Raw genomic sequence first — 21696 nt, forward strand, 5'->3', positions numbered from 1 at the left:
CCCGCTCGACGCGCGCGGGCCGCGGAACAGCATGTGTCGCACTCTCCTGGCCGCGGCTTGCGGGCGCAGACATCCCCGCGCCGCGCCGTTCCTGCACGCGCTCTTGGCCGGCATTCGGCGAATGCCGTAGGCGATGTTTGCTGCGCGCGTCCCGGGGGCGCGACTCACGCCGCTCCTACCCCCGCAAGCGTGCTCAGCGCGCGTCGTCCGGCGCCGGCAAGCCCCAGTTGCGCCACAGCGCCCGGTACTGCGCTTGCGGCAACAGCGCGAACACCGGGCGCGACTGCGGTCGCAGCCAGGCCAGCAGTTCGCTCATGCGGTCGGGGTCCATTGCGGTGCAGCCGGCGGTGGCCTCGCCGGGGGCCTTCCACAGATGGGCGAAGATGCAGCTGCCGGCGCCGCGCGCGCCGTCGGCGTTGTGTTCGATCACGAAGCCCTGGCGATAGCGTTGGTCGCCGTCGGCGTGCAGGTCGCGGCGCATCGGTTCGGTCGAACCGGCGACCGCGGCGGCGCCGACCTCGCGTGCGTCGACGATGCGGTTGTACAGCGGCGAATCGGCGACATCGATGCAGTAGTCCGACACCGTCATCGCGCTGTAGGGCAGGGCGGTGGCGGCGTGTTCGGCGTAGCCGAAGGCGGTGCCGATGCGGAACAGGCCGGCCGGGGCGCGGCCGTCGCCCTCGCGCTTGACCGGGCCCGGTTCGCCGGCCGGCACTTGGTGCAGGCCGCGGCCCCAGGCCGAGCCGGCGCGGCCGACGGTGACCGCGGTGGCATCGCCGACCGCGCGCCAGCCGGCGCCGTCGCGTTCATAGCGTTGCAGGCGGCCGCCGCTGGCGTTCCAGTCGGCGGTCACCACCAGCACCAACTGCTGCGCCTGCTCCGGACCCGGGCCGGCGCGGTCGCCGCGGGTGGCGCAGGCGGCGGCCATCAGCGCCGAGGCGACGACAACGAGTGCGCGCAGACGGGCGCGGGAACGGGGCGGCAGGTCGGGCATGGCGGGTCCTCGCGGAACATCGGGGCAGTCGTCGCTCGGGGTGGGGCGGCCCGGATCGGGCGCATCGGATCGGGCGTACTCAATCGAGCATCACGTATCGAGCGTACCCGAACCGGGCGAGGCGGGACCGGCAGCGTCCGAACCGGCCGGCGAAGCCTGGCGCGTCGGCGCCGAACGGCGGCGTCCGTCGAGGCGGATGCCCTTCGCCCCGGACGCGCCGGTGCCAGTCGCCTCCGCTTCCCGGCCGGCCGCGCCGTCGCGCGCTCCGCGACCCGCCCCGGGGCTCAGGTGTCGAGCATGTCCTGGATCCGCTCGGCGCTGCTGTCGAGCTGACTGAGCCGGCCCTGCCCGTGCTCGCACAGCAGGATGAAGATCAGGTCGAGCAACTGCTGCAGCGCCGATTGGTACAGCAACGGCTCGATATGCGCGCGTTCGTCGTGGGCCGAAACCAGCAACGCGTAATCGGCGTGGGCGCGCAGCGGGTTGGGCGTGTGCCGGGTCACCGACACTACCTTGCCGCCGGTCGCGGCGAAGCTGCGCGCCAGGTGGCAGAGCACGGTCTGCTTGCCGAACTCGGAAAACACCAGCAGCACGTCCTGGGCGTTGGCGCTGGCGGTGCTGGCGGTCATCAGCACCGGATCGAAATGGTGCACGCCGAGGATGCCGATCATCGCCAGCTTCAGCGCCAGCGCGCGTGCCGGGATGCCGTCCTCGCCCAGGCCGATGATGAACACCCGGCGCGCGTTCTGCACCGCCTCGGCGATGGCTTCGATGCGCTCGGGCGGGTTGATCAGCCGGGTCTCTTCCTCGGCGCGGGTCTTGGCGTGCCACAGGCGTTCGGCCAGGGCAACGTGCGGATCGGTATCGATGGCCTCGGCCACCGCGCCTTCGTCCTGGGCGTCGCCGCGCGCCACCGCCTCGCCGATCGAGTACTTGAGGTCGGGGTAGCCCTTGAAGCCGAGCTTCTGGCTGAACTTGACCACGCTCGACTGGCTGATGCCCAGCGCGTTGGCCAGCTGCTGCGAGGAATAGTCGCGCAGCAGGTGCGCGTTCTCCAGCAGGTAATCGGCGATCCGGCGTTCGATCGCCGACATCTGGTCGCGTTCGGAGCGGATCTTGAGCAAGGGCGACATCGGCGGGTCCGGTCCTGTGCAGCGGTCCTGTTCGGCGGTACGGGCGAAGCGGGGGCCGGCGGCCAGCCCCGGCGGAGTCAGGCCGGCAACGGCTCCAACCCGCGGATCTCGCGGATGCCCAGCCCGGGCGCGTCGGTGACGGTGATCTCCGACTCGTTGAAGATAACCCCGCCGTCGACAGGATTGAATGCGCACAGCGAGGGACCGTCCAGGTCGACCTTGGTGATCACATTGGCCTTGGCCACCGCCAGGTGGACGGCGGCGGCGACGCTGATGCTGGTCTCGATCATGCAGCCGATCATGCAGTCGACGCCGTACATCGCCGCGATGTCGGCGATCTGGATCGCCTTGGACAAGCCGCCGGTCTTCATCAGCTTGATGTTGATGATGTCCGCCGCGCGCATCCGGATCAGGTCGATGACCTCGGCCGGGCCGAACACGCTCTCGTCGGCCATGATCGGGGTGTGGACCCGGTCGGTCACGTACTTCATCCCGTCCAGGTCCTGGGCCTTGACCGGTTGCTCGACCAGTTCGAGACGCACGCCCGCATCTTCCAGGGTCTGGAGCGCGTACACCGCCTGCTTGGCGGTCCAGCCCTGGTTGGCGTCCAGGCGCAGCAGGGCGCGGCCTTCGACCGCGGCGTAGATCGCCTTGACCCGCTCGATGTCGACGCCGATGTCCTTGCCGACCTTGATCTTCAGCGACTCGAAGCCGCGGTCGCAGGCGGCGATCGAGTCGGCGACCATTTTCTCGATGTAGTCGACGCTGATGGTGATGTCGGTGGTGATGACCGGATCGCCGCCGCCGAGCATCTTGTACAACGGCGCGCCGTAGAGTTGGCCGAACAGGTCGTAGACCGCGATCTCGACCGCGGCCTTGGCGCTGGAGTTCTTCTCGATCGCGCCCTGGATCAGGCCGGTGATGCGGTTGAGGTTGGCGATCTCCTGGCCGATCAGGCGCGGCGAGATGAACTTGCGGATCGCCTCGACGATCGAGCCGTGGGTGTCGCCGGTGATCACCGCCGTCGCCGGCGCCTCGCCGTAGCCGATATGGCCGGTGTCGGTATGGATGGTCACGACGATGTCCTCGACCGTATCGACGGTGCGCAATGCGGTCTTGAACGGCGTCTTGAGCGGTACCCGCAGCATGCCGAATCGGATGTCGGTGATCTTCATGTGGTCGATGGTCTGGACTGGTTCGTCGGTCGGAGAAGAGAGGAGAGGCGCGCGAGCGGCGGAAAGTTCACTATCCGGGCGCGCACGAAGGCGTGAAGCCGGGCCGGCGCGGGGCGCGGCGGGCGTGCGGGGCGGCTCGTCCTGAGCGCGGGCGCAGGCTCATGGACGGATCCGCTGGATGCTGGTGATGCGGTCCACGGTAGGTTGTTCGCGATCGAACAGCAGCGGCACCAGCGGCGTCACCGACACGCCGTTGAGCCGCACCCGGGCCAGTTCGCCGGTGCGGTCGCGGAAGGTGATGCCGGTGGTGTCGTGGATCACGTAGGGCCAGCCGTCCTGGTGGCCGACCACCATCATCACGTGGCCGGGGATGTAGATCAGGTCGCCTACCTGCAACGTCTTGAGCAGCGCCAGGCGGTCGTCGTGGCCGAGGTCGTCGGCCAGGTCGATGCGGTTCAGCGCGGGGCTGACCGCCTGGTCGCGGGTGTTGCGCGGCAGCTGCACGCCGAAGCTGCGGTAGATCTCCGACACGAAGCCGCTGCAGTCGCGAGTGTTGTAGGAGTGGCCCCAGCCGTAACGCTCGCCGAAGAACTTGAAGCCTTGCCGGACCAGGTGGGCCTGAGTCAGCGGCAAGTAGTCGGACGCGGTGTCGGCGGTGCGCGGCAGCAGGGCGGGGGAAAACTTCAGCCGGCCGGCGTCGTCGCGATACGGAAGCTCGATCACATGCGAAGCGTAATGGTGTTGGCCGTTGACCTCGCGTTGCGCCGGCCAGTCGGCCAGCCACGGCACGCGCACGCCCATCTCCAGTTGCACGTCGGACACGCCGGGCTGCTCGGGCGTGTGCACGGTGCGGGCGGTGGCGCCGGTGACGATGCGGTACGGGGTCTTGCGCACATAGGCGAAGATCTCGCCGGCCTCGCCCTCGGCGATGCGGTCCTTCTCGACCCAGGCCGCATACAGTTCGCTGACCACGAACCAGTACCGGCCGTCCGCGCTTTCGTGCACGATCGCCACCGGCGTGCCGGGGAACAGCGCGCTTTCCTGGAATCGGTCGATGTCGGTGTCGCCGCGGCTGGTGAACACCCGCAGCCGGGTCGGGAAGGTGCGCAGATCGGCGCGGCGCACCACCATGCCGTAGCGGCGCGGTTGCTGCGCCGGGATCGCGTCCAGCGCCAGGCCGTCGCTCAGCGCCTGCAGCGTCGCCGCGGGCACGGCGTCGCCGCGTTCGTCGTACAGGGTCTCCTCGCGCGGTTGCGACAGGGCCTGGATCCAGGCCCGCACCTGTTCGCGCGGCAGCCGTGCCGGCAGCTGTTCGATGTCGTGCACCGAAGGGTCGAGTTCGCGCAGGCGCCGGTTCTGCGCGGCGATCGCGGCGCGGTCGAGGATGGGGGTATCGGGATGGGTCTGCTGGCGGACCCAGTAGTCGGCGTTCAATTGCCCCTCCTCGATGCCGATCACGCCGGTCGCCGGCGGCCGCGCCTGCGCGGTCAGGCCCAGCGTCAGGGCGACGGCGAGGGTGCCGCTCCACAGCGCGGCGGTGCGACGGGCGCCTGACGGGCGGCCGGCGGGTGGCTGGCGGAAAGCGCTACGCATCGCTGCATGCTCCGGGTGCGCCGGATCGGTCCGGACGCCTGCTCGGCCCGATGCCGGTCGTCCGGCACCGACCCGTAACGCCAACCGTGCGCGCCGGGTCGATCCGAGAATACATATTTCCAGGCGTGAATAGATAGAGAATATTTTATTGACCACGCCCACCGCCCATGTTACACAGCCATGAACCGATGGCCCCCGCGTGGGTGACACCAGGTATGGATCCCGTGACTGACCTGCTGTTTATCGCTCCCCGCGCGAGGGCCATCGCTTTGCCTGCGCGGCGCAGCCGTTCGGCTGCGCTGGCCCTGGGGCTGGCGTTCGCGTTGCCGGCGGCGCTGGTGCTGGACCTGATCGTGCCTGCCTGGGCAGCGCAGAGCGAGGCCGGCGCCGATGCCGCCGCCTCGGCTTCGCGCCAGGCCGAGCAAGCCCTGGCCGCGATCCGCGCCCTGATCGACGGCGGCGACTTCCGCGACGCCGCGGCGCGCATCGAACGCTCGCTCAGCCTGCCTGGGCTCAGCCCCAAGCTGCGCCGGGCGATCGCCTTCGAACGCGAGCGCATGCGCCGCATCCGCCTGGATTTCAGCCTCGACCGCGAGCAGGCCCAGGCCAAGTTGCGCACTCAGATTCCCGACCTGCGCGGCGAGGAATTCGCCGCCTGGGACCGCGCCGGCTTGCTCGAGCACCAGGTCATCGACGGCGACAAGCGTTACTTCCAGCGCGCCCCGTCGAACCTGTTCCGGCTCAGCGACGAGGCGCTGAAGCGGCGCCGCGCGGACGCCAAGCCGCTCAGCGTGGGGCCGATGGAGCGGCTCAACCCGCATCATGCCGAGGTCCGCGACGCCGCGCTGGAGCGCGGTTACGGCGCGCCGCGGCGGGTGCGCATCACCCACTCGCTGACCGTCGCCGCCGATGCGGTGCCGGCCGGGCAGCGCCTGCGCGCCTGGCTGCCGTACCCGCGCGCGATCGCGCACCAGCAAGAGGCGATCGACTTCCTCGCCAGCGTCCCGGCGCAGCACCGCATCGCGCCGGAGTCGGCGTCGCAGCGCACGGTCTATCTGGAACAGGTCGCGCACGCCGGCCGGCCGACCCGGTTCGAAGTCCGCTACGAACTCACCGTCTACGGTCAGTACCGGGCGATCGACCCGGACAACGTGATCGCCGCGCCGGTCGACGACGAGACCCGGCCGCATCTGGGCGAACGCCTGCCGCACGAGGCCCATACCGAGGCGCTGCGCAAGTTCTCGCGCGAGGTCGTCGGCGACGAGACCCGGCCGTACTACATCGCCAAGAAACTCTACGCCGCCGTGGACCGCATTCCCTGGGCCGGCGCGCGCGAGTACTCGACGATCTCCAACATCTCCGACTACGCCCTGCACGCCGGCCATGCCGACTGCGGCCAGCAGACGTTGCTGCTGATGGCGCTGCTGCGGCTCAACGGCATCCCCGCGCGCTGGCAGTCCGGCTGGGTGTTCGGCGACGACGGCTACACCAACATGCACGACTGGGCCTGGATGTACCTGGCGCCGTACGGCTGGGTGCCGGTGGACGTGACCACCGGGCGCTTCGACAGCGCCGATCCGCAATTGGCCGATTTCTACTTCGGCGGCCTGGACGCGTACCGGGTGGCCTACAACGACGATTACGGCCGCGAGTTCGTTCCGGCCAAGACGCACGAACGCTCCGAAACCGTGGATTCGCAACGGGGCGAGGTCGAGTGGGAAGGGGGAAATCTCTACTTCGACCAGTGGGACTACGACTACCAAGCGCAGGTGCTGCCCGCAACGAAGTAAGCCCGCGGCCCGCGTCAACCATTGAGGGGAGGAAGTGCGGTGATGAAAGGCAAGACCTTGGTCAGAACCGGTTTGAGCATGGCGATGGGGATCTGCCTTGCTTCGATGGCGCTGCCGGCGCTGGCGGCCAACACCGACGGCTCGCTCGCCGGTCGGGTGGACGCCGGCGCCGAAGTCACGGTGCACAATCCGGAAACCGGATTCACCCGCACGGTACGCGCCGACGCGGACGGCAACTACCGCTTCCCGTTCCTGCCGATCGGCACTTACAAGCTGCAGGCGAGCAAGGGCGGCGCGCCCGTCGGCGAGGCGGTCGAGGTGGTGGTCAGCCTGGGCAACGAGGCCAACATCAACCTCGGCGATGCCACCAACCTGGGCGCAGTGCAAGTGATCGGCTCGCGCGTCATCACGCCGGTCGACGTGCGTTCGACCGAATCGGCGACCAACGTCACCAAGGCCGAACTCGAACGCGTGCCGGTCGGCCGCGACGCCCAATCGGTGGCCTTGCTCGCTCCGGGCGTGATCCAGGGACAGTACGGCGGCGCCTCGTTCGGCGGTTCGTCGGTGTCGGAAAACGCGGTCTACATCAACGGCCTCAACGTCACCGACTTCTACAAGCGGGTCGGCTTCTCCTCGGTGCCGTTCGGCTTCTTCAAGGAGTTCCAGGTCAAGACCGGCGGCTACTCGGTCGAATTCGGCCGCACCACCGGCGGCGTGATCAACGCGGTCACCCAATCGGGCACCAACGAGTTCAAGTTCGGCACCGAGTTGGTGTGGGAGCCGTCCTCGCTGCAGTCCGAGGGCAAGAACCACTACGACGCCGACGGCAATCCCTACCGGGTGGCCAGCCGCGACCAGTACGATCGCACCAATCTCAACGTCTACGCGTCCGGCCCCATCGTCAAGGACAAGCTGTTCTTCTACGCGATGTACGAGTTCCGCGACTACCGGCCGGAGAGCACCAACGATGCCGGCAGCACCTTCTTCAAGGGCAAGTCGGACAAGGGTTTCTGGGGCACCAAGCTGGACTGGCAGATCAACGACAGCCACTTGTTGGAGTTCCTGGCCTTCTCGGACAAAAACGAGACCACCACCGACAACTATCGCTACGACTTCGCCGCCGGTCAGCGCGGTACGCGCACCAACACCCAGTTCAGCGAGGGCGGCGGGGTCAACTGGGCGCTGACCTATACCGGCTATCTGACCGACACGTTCTCGGTCAAGGCGCTGTACGGCGAGAACAAGCGCGACCGCATCCAGACCAGCGTCAACGACGTGCAGTGCGATGCGGTCCAGGACCGCCGCCGGGCCGGCTTGCCGCAGATCGGCTGCGTGTCCTCGGCCCAGATCGAGAAGGGCCAGGACCAGCGCGAAGCGGCGCGACTGGACTTCGAATGGCAGGTCGGCGACCACCTGCTGCGCTTCGGCCTGGACCGCGAGGTCAATACCTCCGACAACGAGAGCTTCTATCCGGGCCCGACCCGCCGCTACTACCAGATCTATCCGACCCTGCCGGGCACCCGGCTGGAGAACGGCGGCATCGTCCCGGCCGGCGTCAACGCCTACGTGCGTGCGCGCCAGCAGGAGGTCAGCGGCAGCTTCGAGTCGATCAACAGCGCCTACTACATCGAGGACAACTGGCAGGTCACGCCGAACCTGATGCTCAACGCCGGCCTGCGCCTGGAGGCGTTCGACAACAAGAACGGCGAGGGCAACACCTACATCAAGATCGACGACATGCTGGCGCCGCGCCTGGGCTTCTCCTGGGACTTCCGCGGCGACGGCCGTTCCAAGCTGTTCGGCAACGTCGGCCGCTACTTCCTGCCGATCGTCAATCAGATCAACGTCAAGCAGGCCGGCGCTTTCCTCGACGAGCGCACCTTCTACGTGTTCAACGGCCTGGAGTCGTTCCAGTACAACGGCGCCACCTACCAGCGCCCGGTGCTCGGCGCTCAGATCGGACCGGTCGACAACAGCCAGGGCGACGGCACGGTCGGCGACCTGCGCAGCGAGGTCGACGCCGACATCGACCCGGTCTACCAGGACGAGCTGATCCTGGGCTTCCAGTCGATGCTCGACGAAACCTGGTCGTGGGGCGTGCGCGGCATCTACCGCCGCTTGCACAACGCCATCGACGACATGAACCTGACCTCGAACGGCATCCTCTGCGGCGGCGAGCCCGGCAGTATCGGCTACATCATGGGCAACCCGGGCAAGACCGCGACGGTCTATACCGACACCAACTGCGACGGGGTCAACGATGGTTACGTCAACATCGACACCTCGCGCGCCGGCTGGGCGCTGTACGACGCCGACGGCAACTACGTCGGCGACCGCGGTTGGGTCAAGCCCAAGCGCACCTATCGCGCGCTGGAGTTCATGCTCGACCGCGCCTGGGACGACAAGTGGGCGTTCAACGCCTCCTACACCTGGTCCAAGAGCGAAGGCAATGCCGAAGGCCCGTCGAACTCCGACTTCGGCTTCGACAACACCGGGCGCACCGAGTCCTTCGACGACCCGTTCGTGAACTTGAACGGCGACGGCCCGCTGCCCAACGACCGCCGCCACCAGATCAAGCTGCGCGGCGCCTATGCCATCGACGACCACTGGTCGATCGGCGCCACCCTCAACGCCCAGTCGGGCCGCCCGATCAACGCCTTCGGCAAGGGCAATCCCTTCGACGGCACCAGTTACCACAGCTTCTATGTCTGCGTGTCCAACTGCCAGGCCGACTTCGACCAGCGCGTCTACCAACTGCGCCGGCGCGGTTCCGGCGGCGACCTGCCGTGGACCTTCGACGTGGGCGCCAGCGTGACCTACCAGCGCTCGTTCGGCGCCGCCGACCTGAGGGTCAAGTTCGCGGTCTACAACCTGTTCAACCAGCAGCGGGTGATGGAGGTCGACGACGAATTCGAAAGCGGCATCGGCGTGCGCAACGAGTTCTACCGCTTCGGCACCGGCTATCAGTCGCCGCGCTACGCGCAATTGACGGTGTCCCTGGACTTCTGATCCTCCGGACCCCTTTGGCGGCGCAGGAACGGGCCGCCCTCTCTCTTCGTTCAGGACCGTTCCGATGCGACGCCTACGACTCCCGCGCGCAGTCCTGCTTTTTATTGGCCTGTTGGCGGCGCCGGCGTTCGCTGCCTCGACGTCTGCCGCCGGCGACGGCGCGACCGCGGCCGAGCTCGATCGCATCGTCGACGGCATCCGTGCCCGCTACCGCTTGCCCGGCGTGGCGGTGGCGGTCGTCGAGGACGGACGAGCGAGCTACCGGCGCACGGCCGGCGTGCTGGCGCTGGGCGAGGGCGCTGCGGTCGGCCCGGGCAGCCTGTTCAAGATCGCTTCCAACACCAAGGCCATGACCGCCGCGGCGCTGGCGCGGCTGGTGGATGCCGGCAAGCTGCGTTGGGACGACCCGGTCGCGCGCTATCTGCCGCAGTTCCGCATGAGCGAGGACTGGGTCACGCGCGAGTTCCAGGTCCGCGATCTGTTGATCCACAACAGCGGTCTGCGCGCGGGTGCCGGCGACCTGATGCTGTGGCCGGAGCCCAATGCCTACACGCGCGCCGACATCCTGCACGGCCTGCGCTATCTGCGACCGCAGCACAGCTTCCGCTCGCGTTACGCCTACGACAATCTGCTCTACATCGTCGCCGGCGAGGTCGCCGCGGTCGCGGCGGGCGCGCCCTACGAAGTGGCGTTGCAACGCGAGGTGTTCGAACCGTTGGGCATGCGCGGTTGCCGTGTCGGCTCATGGACGCCGGGCGCCGGCGACGAGCTGGCCCAGCCGCATGCGCGGCGCGGCGATCGCTATGTGGTGGTGCGCCGCGACGGCGCCGCGATTCCGGCCAGCACCATGGACCCGGCCGGCGGGGTGCGCTGCGGTCTCGACGACATGGTGCGCTGGCTGCAGGCCTGGCTGGACCCCGAGCGCCGCGGCGCCGACGGTAAGCCCTGGTTGTCGGCCGAGCAGCGCCGCGCGGTGTGGGCGGCGCAGATGCCGATGCCGGTCTCGGCGCGCCAGCGCGACTGGTCGCGGAGCCGCTTTTCCGCCTACGGCTACGGCTGGCGGCTCGGCGACGTGCACGGCGAGTTCAAGGTCTCGCATACCGGCACTCTGATGGGCATGTACTCGCTGGTGGCGATGCTGCCGGACCGGCGCGCCGGTTACGTGGTGCTGATCAACGGCGATGCGGGCGATGCGCGCAGCGTATTCGATCAGGTGCTCAGCGAGCGCTACGCGCCGCCGCCGCAACCGCGCGACTGGACGCAATATGCGGCTGAGATCGCGCGCGAGGAGGCTGCGCCCGCGTCCCGCCGCGCCCCTGACACCTCGGCCCGGACGGCTGCGCGCCGCGCGGCGCTGGCGCCATGGCTGGGCCGGTACCGCGACCCCTGGTTCGGCGAAGCCTCGGTGTGCGCCCAGGGCGATACGGTGAGATTCGTCGCAGGCAAGTCCCCGCTGCTCAGCGGTAAGATCCAGCAAGTCGGCGGGCGGTGGCTGGTCGACTGGGACGCGGACGAGGTCGATGTCGAAGCCTGGCTCGATTTCGCCCGCGCACCGGACGGCGGCATCACCCTCGGCATGAGCAAGGTCGACCCGGATGCGGACTTCAGCTACGACTACGAGGACTTGGCGTTCGCGCGTATCGGCGATTGCGGTTGAGGCCTGTGCGTTGCTGGTGCTGATCGGTTGCGTGACCGCGGTGCGCTCGCCGCAGGCGCAGCGGACGGCGGCCGCGCCGACGGTATCGCCGGCGACCGATGCGGCATCCGCCGGCCTGATCGAGATCCGCCGGCTGGTGCCCGACCTGTCGCTGGACATCCGCTACGCCGGCGCCGACAACTTCGTCGGCCGACCGGTCACGGGTTACGAGGCGCCGGCCTGCTATCTGCATGCGCGCGCCGCGCAGGCCCTGGCGCGGGTCGAGCGCAGCTTGCGCGGGCAAGGTCTGCGGCTGCGCGTTTACGACTGCTACCGGCCGGTGCGAGCGGTTCGCGATTTCGTCGCGTGGGCAGGCGATCTCGGCGACCAGAGCGGCAAATCCGAATACTATCCGCACCTGGACAAGAGCGCGCTGCTGGGCGACTACATCTCGCCGACCTCCGGCCACAGCCGCGGCGCGACCGTGGACCTGACCCTGCTTGCGTCGCGTGCCGGGCGCTATGCGCCCTTGGACATGGGCACCGGCTTCGACTTCTTCGATCCGGCGGCGAACACCGATTCGCCGCAGGCGAGCCCGGAGCAACGCGCCAATCGGGACCGCTTGCGCCAGGCCATGGCCGCCGAAGGCTTCGAGAACTACCCGCTGGAGTGGTGGCATTACACCTACCGCCCCGAACCGACCCCACGGACCGCGTTCGATTTTCCGGTGCGCTAGCGGACGGCTGTAGGAGCGGCGCGAGCCGCGACCACCGCAGCGGTGCGATGCCAGGTACGTTCCCGAAGCCCGGCTTTCCGGTTGTGTGGTTGCCGATCGCTCGCGGATCAGGGCTTCGGCCGGCTTCGCTCGCATACCTCGCTGCGGCTGTCGCGGCTCACGCCGCTCCTACAGGGGCGGCGGCTTTTGTAGGAGCGGCGTAAGCCGCGACCACCGAAGCGGTGCGATACCACGCATGCTTCCGAAGCCCGGCTGCCTGGTGATCGAACGCTAGTGGATCGGTGCATCGGGCAGGTACAGCTCGGCGATCTTCAGCGCCAGCCGGTAAGGCTCGGGCTCGTTGCGGTTGCTCAACACCGCCACGCTGAGCCGGCGCTGCGGCCAGCGCACGAACACGTTGCGGAAGCCGATCGATTCGCCGGAATGCCACAGCGTCTCGCCGGTGATGCGCCAGCCGTAGCCGTATTCGACTTCGGCCTGGTCGGTCGGCGTGTGCGGCGCGAAGGCCAGCCGGCGCGAAGCCGCGCTGAGCAGACGGTCGTCGTACAGCGCCGCGTCCCACCGGGCCAGGTCGTCGATCGAGGCGTAGACGCCGCCGTCGCCGAGCACGGCACTGGTTGGGCTCTGGTCCGTGCGGCGCCAACGTCCCTGCTCGAAACTGTAGCCGTAGGCGCGATGCGCCACCTCGGACACGCCGCGCTCGTAGGCGACCGCGTCGTGCATGCCCAGCGGCAGGAAAATGCGTTCGCGCAGGAACTCGGCGTAGCGGCGGCCGGAGGCTTGCTCCACGATCAAGGCGAGCAGCGCGTAGCCACTGTTGCTGTAATGGTAGCCGCGGCCGGCAGCGAAATATGCACGGTTCTGGCCTTCCAGCACCCGCAGCACGTCGGCGTCGCGCATCTGGCGCTCGCCGTCGTCGTAGCGTCCGTGCGGCATCACCTCCTCGTAATCGATCAGCCCCGAGGTGTGGCTGAGCAATTGCCGGATCGTCATCGCATCGCAGGCCGCGGGCAGGCTGGGCAACCAGCGCTTGATCGGGTCGTCCAGACGCAATTTGCCGTCTTCCGCCAGCAGCAAAACCGCGGCGGAAGTGAACTGCTTGCTGACCGAGGCCAGGCGGTAATGCGTCTGCGGCGTTGCCGCGGTCGCGGCTTCCAGATTCGCCAGTCCGTAGCCGCGCCGCAGCAGCGGACGGCCCTCGTGCAGCACCAGCACGCTGGCTCCGGGCACGCGGCCGATATAGTCGCGCATCAGCGCCGCGACCGCCGCGTCGCGGCCGGCATCGCCGGCGGGCCTTGCAGGCTCGCGGCTCGGGACGGCGGAACAACCGCCGATCGACGCGGCCACCGCCGCGGTCAACAGAAATATCGTTCGCATTGGTCGATAGTGCAGGGCGATGCGGCGCGCGGAAAGTGCCGTCGTCGCGGTCCCGCGCGGCAATCGCGCGACGACTCGGCCGGTGCGCAGCATCGCGCGGCGGTGGGGGGCAGGCCCGCGGCGTAACCCCTTCCGTCCCTTTGTCTCTCGCCGGCCTGGGGCGGAGCGGACAGGATTCGCCCTGTTCCTGGAACGCTGCGGTCCGGTCCGGTGCAGCGATAGTGCTTGCTATTCAATAGCGCGCTATGTAAATTGCCGACCCATGAAAACCGCCCTCGCCACCGCCAAGCCGCCGCGCTCCAGCCTGCTGCTCGACGACCAGCTCTGCTTCGCCCTCTACTCGACCGGGCTGGCGCTGAACAAGGTCTACCGCAAGCTGCTGGGCAAACTCGGCCTGACCTATCCGCAGTACCTGGTGATGATGGTGCTGTGGGAGCGCGACGGCCTCACCGTTTCGGAGATCGGCGAACGCTTGTTCCTGGATTCGGCGACCTTGACGCCGTTGCTCAAGCGGCTGGAAGCGGCCGGCCTGCTGACCCGCACCCGCGCCGCCAGCGACGAACGCCTGGTGGTGATCGAGTTGAGCAAGCAAGGCCGCGCACTCAAGGCCAAGGCGCAGAGCGTGCCGACCGGTATGTCCTGCGCGGTCGAAGATTGCAGCTTGGAGCAGTTGACCGTGCTCAAAGCGCAACTGGAAAGCCTGCGCGGGAGCCTGCTGCGCCACGCCTGAGCCCGGCCTGCATTCGCCGTTCCCGTTCCCTGCACCCGTCTCCCTGCACCCATTTCCCTGCACCCATTTCCCGCTCCCGACCGTTCGCTTCCGTTTAAAGAATAGTGCGCTATCAAATAGCGAATTATTTATTTCAGGCCGCAACACCGTTCCTTCCCACTCATCCCGATCCAAGGAGTCCTACCATGTCCCTCGACACCGTTCTCTACACCGCACACGCCCACGTCACCGGCGGCCGCGACGGCCGCGCCGTTTCCTCCGACAATGCGCTGGAAGTCCAGTTGAGCACGCCGCGCGAGCTGGGCGGCGCCGGCGGCGCCGGCACCAATCCGGAACAATTGTTCGCTGCCGGCTACTCGGCCTGCTTCATGGGCGCGATGAAGTTCGTCGCCGGCCGCGAGAAGATCGCGTTTCCGGCCGACGCGTCGATCGACGGCAGCGTCGGCATCGGTCCGCTGCCGACCGGCTTCGGCATCCAGGCCGAGCTGAAGATCTCGCTGCCCGGCCTGCCGCGCGAGCAAGCGCAGGCGCTGATCGAAAAGGCCCATGGGGTGTGCCCGTACTCGAACGCGACCCGCGGCAACATCGACGTGACCTTGACCCTGGTCTGACCTGCATCGGTCCGGTTCGAGCCGGACGGCGCAGCGCAATAGCGAAGGCCCGGGCGCGCAAGCGTCCGGGCCTTTCGTTCGAGCGTCCCGCGCAGCGACGATGGGGTCGCTGCGCGACCGGCGCGGCGCCGATCGCGGCCTCGGCGTGAAGTCCGCGTGCAGGTCCGGTGAGCGACGGTGAGTTCGTGCGAGCGCGCGGCGAATACACTGCGGCGAGATCGCGGCCGCGAGGTGGGCACTCCTTCACGATCGCCGCGGCATTCGAAACGTCCAACAGGCAACCGCAGCAGCCAACGCAATCTCCGTCGTCGATCCGCAGTCGATCCGCTTTCGTCTTCGATTTCGTCGTTGTCGGTTCCGGCCGGGCGCATCCCGGCGACTTGCTGACATGGGTGGGGCGTTTCCCCCGCGAAGGTCCTCGTCCTTCGGCCGTCCCGTCCGTGTCCGCTCGGAAAACGGAGGAATGGATATGCCCGCACGCGCCCCAGCCCGCTTTCGCCCGCATCCGTTGAGCCTCGGCATCGTCCAGGCGATCCCGATGCTGCTCGCCCTGCAACTGTGGTCCGGCCAGGCCCAGGCCGCCTGTACGCCGGCCGCGCCCACCGACGGCGCCACGGTCAGCTGCACCGGCGTGCCGATCCTGCTGCCGCCCAATCCGAACAGCTTCCTGAGCAATGCCAACAATCTGGACGTCACCGTGCAGGCCGGCGCGATCATGAGCACGCTGCCGGGCGGCACCGCGATGACCTTCGGCGGCAACGGCCTGACGCTCAACAACCTCGGCGCCATCGACGCCAACGCCGCCGGCTCGCTGGTGCTGGCGCGGGCGCTGGCGATCGGCAATCTGGTCGTGCCCGGCAGCGGCAACGTCATCGTCAACAATCAGGGCAGCATCGAAGGCACCTTCGACGGTACCTTCGGCCTGGCCGGCGCTGCGATGGTGATCGCCAATACCGGCGTCACCACGATCAACAACACCGGCAGCATCGGCATGAGCGCGCTGGGACTGTTCGATCCGATCAACTCGATCGCGGTCGGCGTCTACGGCGGCGGCAACGTCAACTTCACCAACACCGGCACCATCACCGGCCGGGTGGCGTTCTCCAGCCCCACCAGCGGCGGCAACGTCTTCGTCAACGCCGGCACCATCAACGGCAGCGTTTCGCTCGGCACCACGCTCAGCAACGACACCTTCGTCGCGGTGACCGGCTCCAGCATCAACGGCGGCCTGGTGCCGCTGCCGGGCGTCACCATTCCGACCCCTTCGGTGCCGGTCAGCTTTCTGACCTATGCCGCCGGTGGCACCGTCGACGCCGGCATCGGCGGCCTGGACACGCTGGTGCTCCAGAACACCGTCGCCGGGCCCGGTTCGGGCAGCGGCGGCAGCGGTACGGCGTCGGCCTTGCAATACCTCAACTTCGAAAACCTGACCGTCAACAGCGGCACCTGGAGCCTGCAGGGCGCGCTGGTCAGCGGCAGCGCGACGCTCAACGGCGGCACGGCGATCTTCGACGACGCGCTGTCGTTCGGTGCCGGCACCCTGACCGGCAACGGCGGGGCGATCCAGGCCTCGGTCGGCGGACTGACCCTCGGCCAGAGCGTCAATCTCACCGGCGGCCTGATCGTGCAGGGCGGCAACAGCCTGACCCTGGGCGGCACGGTCAGCGGCGGCGGCGGCCTGATCAAGAACGGCGCCGGCACCCTGACCCTGGCCGGCAGCAATAATTTCAGCGGCGGCCTGGCGCTCAACGGCGGCGGCCTGACCTTGGGCAACGCCAGTTCGCTCGGCACCGGCCTGTTCCTGGTCGGCGGCCCGGCCGCGCTCAATACCGCCTTCACCGGGACGCTGACCAACCAAGTCCAGCTCAACGGCGCGCTGACCCTCAACGGCGCCGGCAGTTTGACCCTGAGCGGCAACGTCAACGGCGCCGGCAGCCTGACCCTCGCCAGCGGCAACCTGGCCCTGACCGGCAGCAACAACTACAGCGGCGGCACCGTGCTGCAGGCCGGTTCGATCGATGTCGGCAACAGCGGCGCGCTCGGCATCGGCAACCTGACCGTCAACGGCGCCGGCAGCCTGACCGGCGCGGCCGGAGTGGCGCTGGGCAACAACATCGTGCTCAACAACACCCTCAACTTCGGCGCCGGCGGCGGAGGCGGCGCGCTGACCCTCAACGGCACCGTCAGCGGCGCCGGCGGCATGAGCCTGGCCGGCGCGCCAGGGCTGACCCTCAATGGCAGCAACAATTTCTCCGGCGGATTCAATCTCGGCGGCGGCGCCCTGGTGGTCGGCAGCAACACCGCGCTCGGCACCGGCGCGGTCACGGTGAGCGGCGCCGGCAGCCTCGATGCGAATGCCGCGGTCAGTCTGACCAACAACTTCAACCTCAACGCCGGACTGAGCGTGCTCGGCAGCAACAACCTCAGCCTCAACGGCACCATCGGCGGCCTCGGCGGCCTGACCAAGAGCGGTGCGGCGACGCTGGGCCTGGGCGGCGCCAACAGCTTCGCCGGCGGGGTCAACCTGCTCGGCGGCGGCTTGAGCGTCGGCACCGGCACCTCGCTGGGCCTGGGCGCGCTGACCGTCAACGGCGCGTCCAGCCTCAGCGCCAGCGCCGGTGTCAATCTCGGCAATGCGGTCGCGCTCAACGCCGACCTCGCGGTCGGCGGCGGCAACGACATCGCCCTCGGCGGCCTGGTCTCCGGCGGCGCCGGGTTGAGCTACAACGGCACCGGTACGCTCGCGCTCAACGGTCCCAACACCTTCGGCGGCGGCGTCGACCTGGCCAGTGGCAACCTGTCGGTCGGCAACAACCTCGCCCTCGGCAGCGGCACGCTGAGCGTGCTCGGCAACGCCGGGCTCAGCGCCGGCGTGCCCGGCGTAGCGCTGGGCAACACGGTCGATCTCGCCAGCGGCACCACGTTGACCATCGGCGGCGCCAACGCGCTGGCGCTCAACGGCCCGATCGGCGGCGCCGGCGCGCTGGCCTACGCCGGCAGCGCCAGCCTGACCCTGGGCGGGGCGAACAACTTCGGCGGCGGCCTGACCCTGTCCGGCGGCAACCTGCTGCTCGGCACCGACAGTTCGCTCGGCACCGGCGCGCTCAACGTCGCCGGCAACGCCGGGCTCGCCAGCACCGGCGCCGCGTTGACCCTGACCAATGCGGTCAACCTCGCCAGCGGCGCCGCGCTGAACCTGGGCGGCAGCGCCGACCTGAGCTTGAACGGCACCGTCGCCGGCGATGGCGGCCTGATCAAGAGCGGCAGCGGCACTTTGTCGCTGGGCGGCGCCAACCTGTTCGCCGGCGGCGTCGACCTGCAGGCCGGCACCTTGGCGCTGGCGCAGTCGAGCTCGCTCGGCAGCGGAACGCTGACCGTCAGTGGCGCCTCGACCCTGGCTGCGTCGGCGCCGTTGAACGTCGGCAATGCGATCGTGCTTAACGCCGGCCTGAGCATCGCCGGTAGCAACGATCTGACCCTGAGCGGCGCGATCGGCGGCAGCGGCGGGTTGAGTTTCAACGGACCGTCGACCCTGAGCCTGAGCGGCGCCAACGGCTTCGCCGGCGGCGTCGCGCTCGGCGGCGGCATGCTCGCGGTCGGCAACGATCTGGCCCTCGGCAGCGGCAGCCTCAACGTCGGCGGCAGCGCGCAGTTGAGTGCGACTACCGCCGGCATCGAGCTGGCCAACGCGGTCAACCTCGGCGCCGGCTCCACGCTCGCCGTCGTCGGCAGCAACGGCCTCGCCCTCGACGGCACGATCGGCGGCGCCGGCGCGTTGGCGATGAACGGCACCGGCACGTTGAGCCTCAGCGCGGCGAACAACTTCGGCGGTGGCGTAGCCCTGAACTCGGGCGCGCTGGCGGTCGGCGATTCGCTCGCGCTCGGCACCGGCACGCTCGCGGTCGGCGGCGACGCCGGTCTGAGCGCCAGCGCCGCCGGGGTGACCCTGGGCAATGCGATCACCCTGGCCGCGGGAGCCGAACTGGCGATCGCCGGCAGCAACGACCTGGGTTTGAGCGGCACCATCGGCGGCGCCGGCGGCCTGGCGTACTCGGGCACCGGCACCCTGATCCTGAGCGGCGCCAACGCCTTCGGCGGCGGGGTGAACCTCAGCGCCGGCACCCTGGCGATCGGCAGCAATGCCGCGCTCGGCACCGGCACCTTGGCGGTGAGCGGCAACGCCAGCCTCAGCGCCGCGGTCGCGGGCTTGAACGTGGCCAATGCGGTCGACGTGGCCGCCGGCACTGCGCTCAACGTGACCGGCAGCAATCCGCTCAATCTCAGCGGTACGATCAGCGGCAGCGGTACCCTGATCAAGTCGGGCCCGGCCGCGCTGACCCTGTCCGGCAGCCTGGTCGGATTCGGCGGCGGCCTGTCGCTGCAGGGCGGCGCGCTCGCCGTCGCCCATCCGATCGTCGCCGGCTTCACCTCCGCGGCCGGCACCAGCGCCAGCTTCAGCGCCGGCAACGACCGGCTCAGCGCCACCGGCGCGGTCGCCGGCACGGTCGACCTGGGCGGCGGCGACGATCGCTACTACAGCAGCCTGGCGTTGTTGTCCGGCCTGACCGGCAGCGTCGCCGCGGGCGCCGGCAGCGACACCTTCGCCGTCGGCGGCGGCGGCCAGGGCACGTTGCCCGCGGCCTCGCTGAGCGGCTTCGAACAACTCGACGTCGCCAGCGGCGGCACCCTGGTGCTGGCTGCGGCCAGCACCGCCCACTTCGTCGACAGTTCCATCGCCGGCAACCTGGTGCTCGACGGCACCTTGACCGGCAACGCCGCCGTGCTCGCCGGCGGCGCACTCGTTGGGGATGGCGCGCTGACCGGCGCGCTGACGCTCGGCGGCACGCTGGCGCCTTCCGGTCTGGCCGGAGCGACCGGAGCGGCGGGCGGCAGCGCCTCGGTCGGCGCGTCACTCAACGTCGCCAGCCTGAGCTTCAGTCCGGGCGGCGTCCTGCAGGTGCGGCAGAACGGCGCCGGCGCCACCGACAGCGTGATCGTGGCGGGCACCGCGAGCTTGAGCGGCGGCCAGGTGGTGGCGATTCCGCAGCCGGGCAGCTATGCGTCGATCACCGATTACCGCATCGTCGACGCCGGCGCGATCAGCGGCGCCTTCGCCGGCGTGGTCCAGACCGCCTTGCCTTTCCTCGATGCGGCGTTGGTCACGATCGGCAGCGACGTGTTCCTGCGCCTGAGCGAGCACGACGCCGGCGGCACGGGCATTCGTTTCAACCAGTTCCCCGGCTTGAGCGACAACCAGCAGGCGGTGGCCGACGCGTTGCAGGCGATCGCCGATGCCGACAGCGGCCAACTGCCGACTCTGATCGCCGCCGCGCGCGGCCTCAGCGCGGCGCAGGCGCCGCGTGCGTTCGATACCCTCAGCGGCGAGACCTATGCCTCGCTGGCGAGTGCGCAACGCTACAACGCCGAGCAACTGCAGCGGGGGGTGACGCGCCAACTGGACCTGATCCGCGACTTCGGCATCGAGGACGAACGCAGTCTCGGCACCGTGTGGGTCACCGGTTACGGCGGCCGCGCCGAGTTCGACGGCGACGGCCTGGCCGGGATCGACAACCGTCTTGCCGGCGTACTGTTCGGCCTGGAAGGTTCGCCGGGCGACGCGTTCCGCTTCGGCGGCCACATCGGCCTGGCGCATTCCAGGTTGGAAACCGAGCGCCGCGACGACCGCATCGACGGCGATCAGTTCAATGTCGGCGTCCACTGGCTGTACGCGCCGGGCGGCTTCTGGACCCAGGGCGCGGTCGGCTACAGCTACGCCAGCTACGATGCCGAGCGCGAGATCGCGGTCGGCACCTTCAACGCGCGCAGCGACGCGCATTTCAGCGGCGACGGCGCCTATGCCGCGGTCGAAGCGGGTTGGCGCTGGGACGGCGGCAGCGTTCGGGTCGAGCCCTTGCTGGGCGTGTACTACCACAAGTTCGAATCGATCCGGCTGCGCGAGCGCGGTGCCGGCGACGCGAACCTCGAGGTCGCCGCTGCCAGTTACGATGTCGCCACGGCCGGCGTCGGCGTGCGCTTGTCGATGGCGTCCGGGCAGGCGCGGCGTTGGCAGCCGACCGCGGACCTGCGCTACCTGCACGATCTGCAGGACGATGCGCCGCTGGCGCGCAACGCCTTTGTCGGCGCCAGCGTGCCCGACTTCGGCGTGCGCGGTTTCGTCGCCGAGCGCAATCGCTGGAATGTCGGTCTCGGACTGAACTATCGCCTGAGCCGGTTCGGCAGCGGTTTCGTCGAGTACCGCGGCGACATCGGCAGCGACGACCGCGCGCACTCGCTCAACCTCGGCCTGCGCCTGGGCTGGGGCGGCACGCCGGCGATGGCCGCGGCACGGCCGGCGCCGGTGGCGGTCGCGAGCGCGGCGAGCGCGGACTCCGCAGCAAGCGCAGGAACTGCGCTCGCGCCGGCGACCGAGCCTTCGACCTCTGTACCGGTGCGCGCGGCGGAGAGAACGGCGCCACGCGCGACAGCGCCGGTTTCGCCCACCAGCGAAGCCGACGTTTCCTCCCCGGGCCACGCCGGTGCGCGCGGCGCGAACGCCGCCGCTGCGGGCGCGACCGGGGCGGCTGCCGCTGCGGCACCGGCGAGCGCCGATGCGACGCCGGCGAGTCGCTCGCCCGGCGGCGCATGCCCGGCGCGTCCCGTCGCCAAGCCGGCGAGCCGGCCGGTCGCCAAGGCCAAGCCTCGCGGCGCCAAGCCGTTGAGCAAGACCCACCGTGTCGCCTCGCGCGGCACATCGAGCAAGGCGAAGCCCCGCCGCGCGCCGGCGCGGCTCGCCGCACGCACACCGTCGCCCGCCCCTCCGTCGGGCGCGGTGCCCCTGTCTGCCGCCGGGTGCGACGAGGCTTCGGCCCGCAGCCACTGAATCCGGGTCGATGCACCCGCGGCGGAGAGGGT

At 69.7% G+C, this 21696-nt stretch carries 12 protein-coding genes; 7 read left to right on the forward strand and 5 right to left on the reverse strand.

Annotation, left to right across the window (positions count from 1 at the left end):
- Positions 1-193: 193 nt before the first annotated feature.
- From TX83_RS02535 to TX83_RS02550, 4 genes are all read right to left on the reverse strand, one after another.
- On the reverse strand, positions 194-994 hold the full coding sequence (locus tag TX83_RS02535; RefSeq protein ID WP_064746345.1) for a hypothetical protein: 801 nt from the start codon (positions 992-994) through the stop codon (positions 194-196).
- Between the two features lie 284 nt (positions 995-1278).
- Complete coding sequence (locus TX83_RS02540) at positions 1279-2127, reverse strand: MurR/RpiR family transcriptional regulator (protein WP_064746346.1); 849 nt, start codon at positions 2125-2127, stop codon at positions 1279-1281.
- Positions 2128-2204: 77 nt separating this feature from the next.
- Positions 2205-3302, reverse strand: coding sequence for a dipeptide epimerase (locus TX83_RS02545; RefSeq protein ID WP_064746347.1), 1098 nt, complete (start codon positions 3300-3302; stop codon positions 2205-2207).
- A gap of 159 nt (positions 3303-3461) precedes the next feature.
- Complete coding sequence (locus tag TX83_RS02550; RefSeq protein WP_064746348.1) at positions 3462-4895, reverse strand: SH3 domain-containing protein; 1434 nt, start codon at positions 4893-4895, stop codon at positions 3462-3464.
- 269 nt (positions 4896-5164) lie between these two features.
- Between TX83_RS02550 and TX83_RS02555 the strand changes: the two genes are divergently transcribed.
- The 4 genes from TX83_RS02555 to TX83_RS02570 all read left to right on the forward strand — a co-directional run bounded on the left by TX83_RS02555 (position 5165) and on the right by TX83_RS02570 (position 12066).
- Positions 5165-6685, forward strand: a complete 1521-nt coding sequence (locus TX83_RS02555) for a transglutaminase-like domain-containing protein (RefSeq protein ID WP_425606094.1) — start codon at positions 5165-5167, stop codon at positions 6683-6685.
- A gap of 42 nt (positions 6686-6727) precedes the next feature.
- On the forward strand, positions 6728-9694 hold the full coding sequence (locus tag TX83_RS02560; protein ID WP_064746349.1) for a TonB-dependent receptor: 2967 nt from the start codon (positions 6728-6730) through the stop codon (positions 9692-9694).
- 64 nt (positions 9695-9758) lie between these two features.
- The gene (locus TX83_RS02565) at positions 9759-11351 is read left to right on the forward strand and encodes a serine hydrolase (RefSeq protein WP_064746350.1); all 1593 of its coding nucleotides are present in this window, start codon (positions 9759-9761) and stop codon (positions 11349-11351) included.
- 10 nt (positions 11352-11361) lie between these two features.
- Positions 11362-12066 (forward strand): M15 family metallopeptidase, encoded by a 705-nt coding sequence (locus tag TX83_RS02570; RefSeq protein WP_315851248.1) that lies wholly within the window; start codon positions 11362-11364, stop codon positions 12064-12066.
- A 270-nt stretch (positions 12067-12336) separates the two neighbouring features.
- On the opposite strand, the gene TX83_RS02575 is transcribed toward TX83_RS02570, so the two are convergent.
- Complete coding sequence (locus tag TX83_RS02575; protein WP_075574948.1) at positions 12337-13443, reverse strand: serine hydrolase domain-containing protein; 1107 nt, start codon at positions 13441-13443, stop codon at positions 12337-12339.
- Positions 13444-13705: 262 nt separating this feature from the next.
- On the opposite strand from TX83_RS02575, the gene TX83_RS02580 reads away from it, so the two are divergent.
- From TX83_RS02580 to TX83_RS02590, 3 genes are all read left to right on the forward strand, one after another.
- The gene (locus TX83_RS02580) at positions 13706-14173 is read left to right on the forward strand and encodes a MarR family winged helix-turn-helix transcriptional regulator (RefSeq protein ID WP_064746351.1); all 468 of its coding nucleotides are present in this window, start codon (positions 13706-13708) and stop codon (positions 14171-14173) included.
- 185 nt (positions 14174-14358) lie between these two features.
- Entirely contained in the window at positions 14359-14784 is a 426-nt protein-coding gene (locus tag TX83_RS02585; protein WP_064746352.1) for an organic hydroperoxide resistance protein, read from the forward strand.
- 469 nt (positions 14785-15253) lie between these two features.
- Positions 15254-21664 (forward strand): autotransporter domain-containing protein, encoded by a 6411-nt coding sequence (locus tag TX83_RS02590; RefSeq protein WP_141233308.1) that lies wholly within the window; start codon positions 15254-15256, stop codon positions 21662-21664.
- The last annotated feature ends 32 nt before the right edge of the window (positions 21665-21696 follow it).

The organism is Lysobacter antibioticus HS124 (assembly GCF_000336385.2).
GTDB lineage: Bacteria > Pseudomonadota > Gammaproteobacteria > Xanthomonadales > Xanthomonadaceae > Lysobacter > Lysobacter firmicutimachus.

Excerpts from the sequence above, each read along its gene's own strand:
- TX83_RS02535 (WP_064746345.1), bottom strand. The coding sequence starts at position 994 with ATGCCCGACCTGCCGCCCCGTTCCCGCGCCCGTCTGCGCGCACTCGTT.
- TX83_RS02540 (WP_064746346.1), bottom strand. The coding sequence starts at position 2,127 with ATGTCGCCCTTGCTCAAGATCCGCTCCGAACGCGACCAGATGTCGGCG.
- TX83_RS02545 (WP_064746347.1), bottom strand. The coding sequence starts at position 3,302 with ATGAAGATCACCGACATCCGATTCGGCATGCTGCGGGTACCGCTCAAG.
- TX83_RS02550 (WP_064746348.1), bottom strand. The coding sequence starts at position 4,895 with ATGCGTAGCGCTTTCCGCCAGCCACCCGCCGGCCGCCCGTCAGGCGCC.
- TX83_RS02560 (WP_064746349.1), top strand. The coding sequence starts at position 6,728 with ATGAAAGGCAAGACCTTGGTCAGAACCGGTTTGAGCATGGCGATGGGG.
- TX83_RS02565 (WP_064746350.1), top strand. The coding sequence starts at position 9,759 with ATGCGACGCCTACGACTCCCGCGCGCAGTCCTGCTTTTTATTGGCCTG.
- TX83_RS02575 (WP_075574948.1), bottom strand. The coding sequence starts at position 13,443 with ATGCGAACGATATTTCTGTTGACCGCGGCGGTGGCCGCGTCGATCGGC.
- TX83_RS02580 (WP_064746351.1), top strand. The coding sequence starts at position 13,706 with ATGAAAACCGCCCTCGCCACCGCCAAGCCGCCGCGCTCCAGCCTGCTG.
- TX83_RS02585 (WP_064746352.1), top strand. The coding sequence starts at position 14,359 with ATGTCCCTCGACACCGTTCTCTACACCGCACACGCCCACGTCACCGGC.
- TX83_RS02590 (WP_141233308.1), top strand. The coding sequence starts at position 15,254 with ATGCCCGCACGCGCCCCAGCCCGCTTTCGCCCGCATCCGTTGAGCCTC.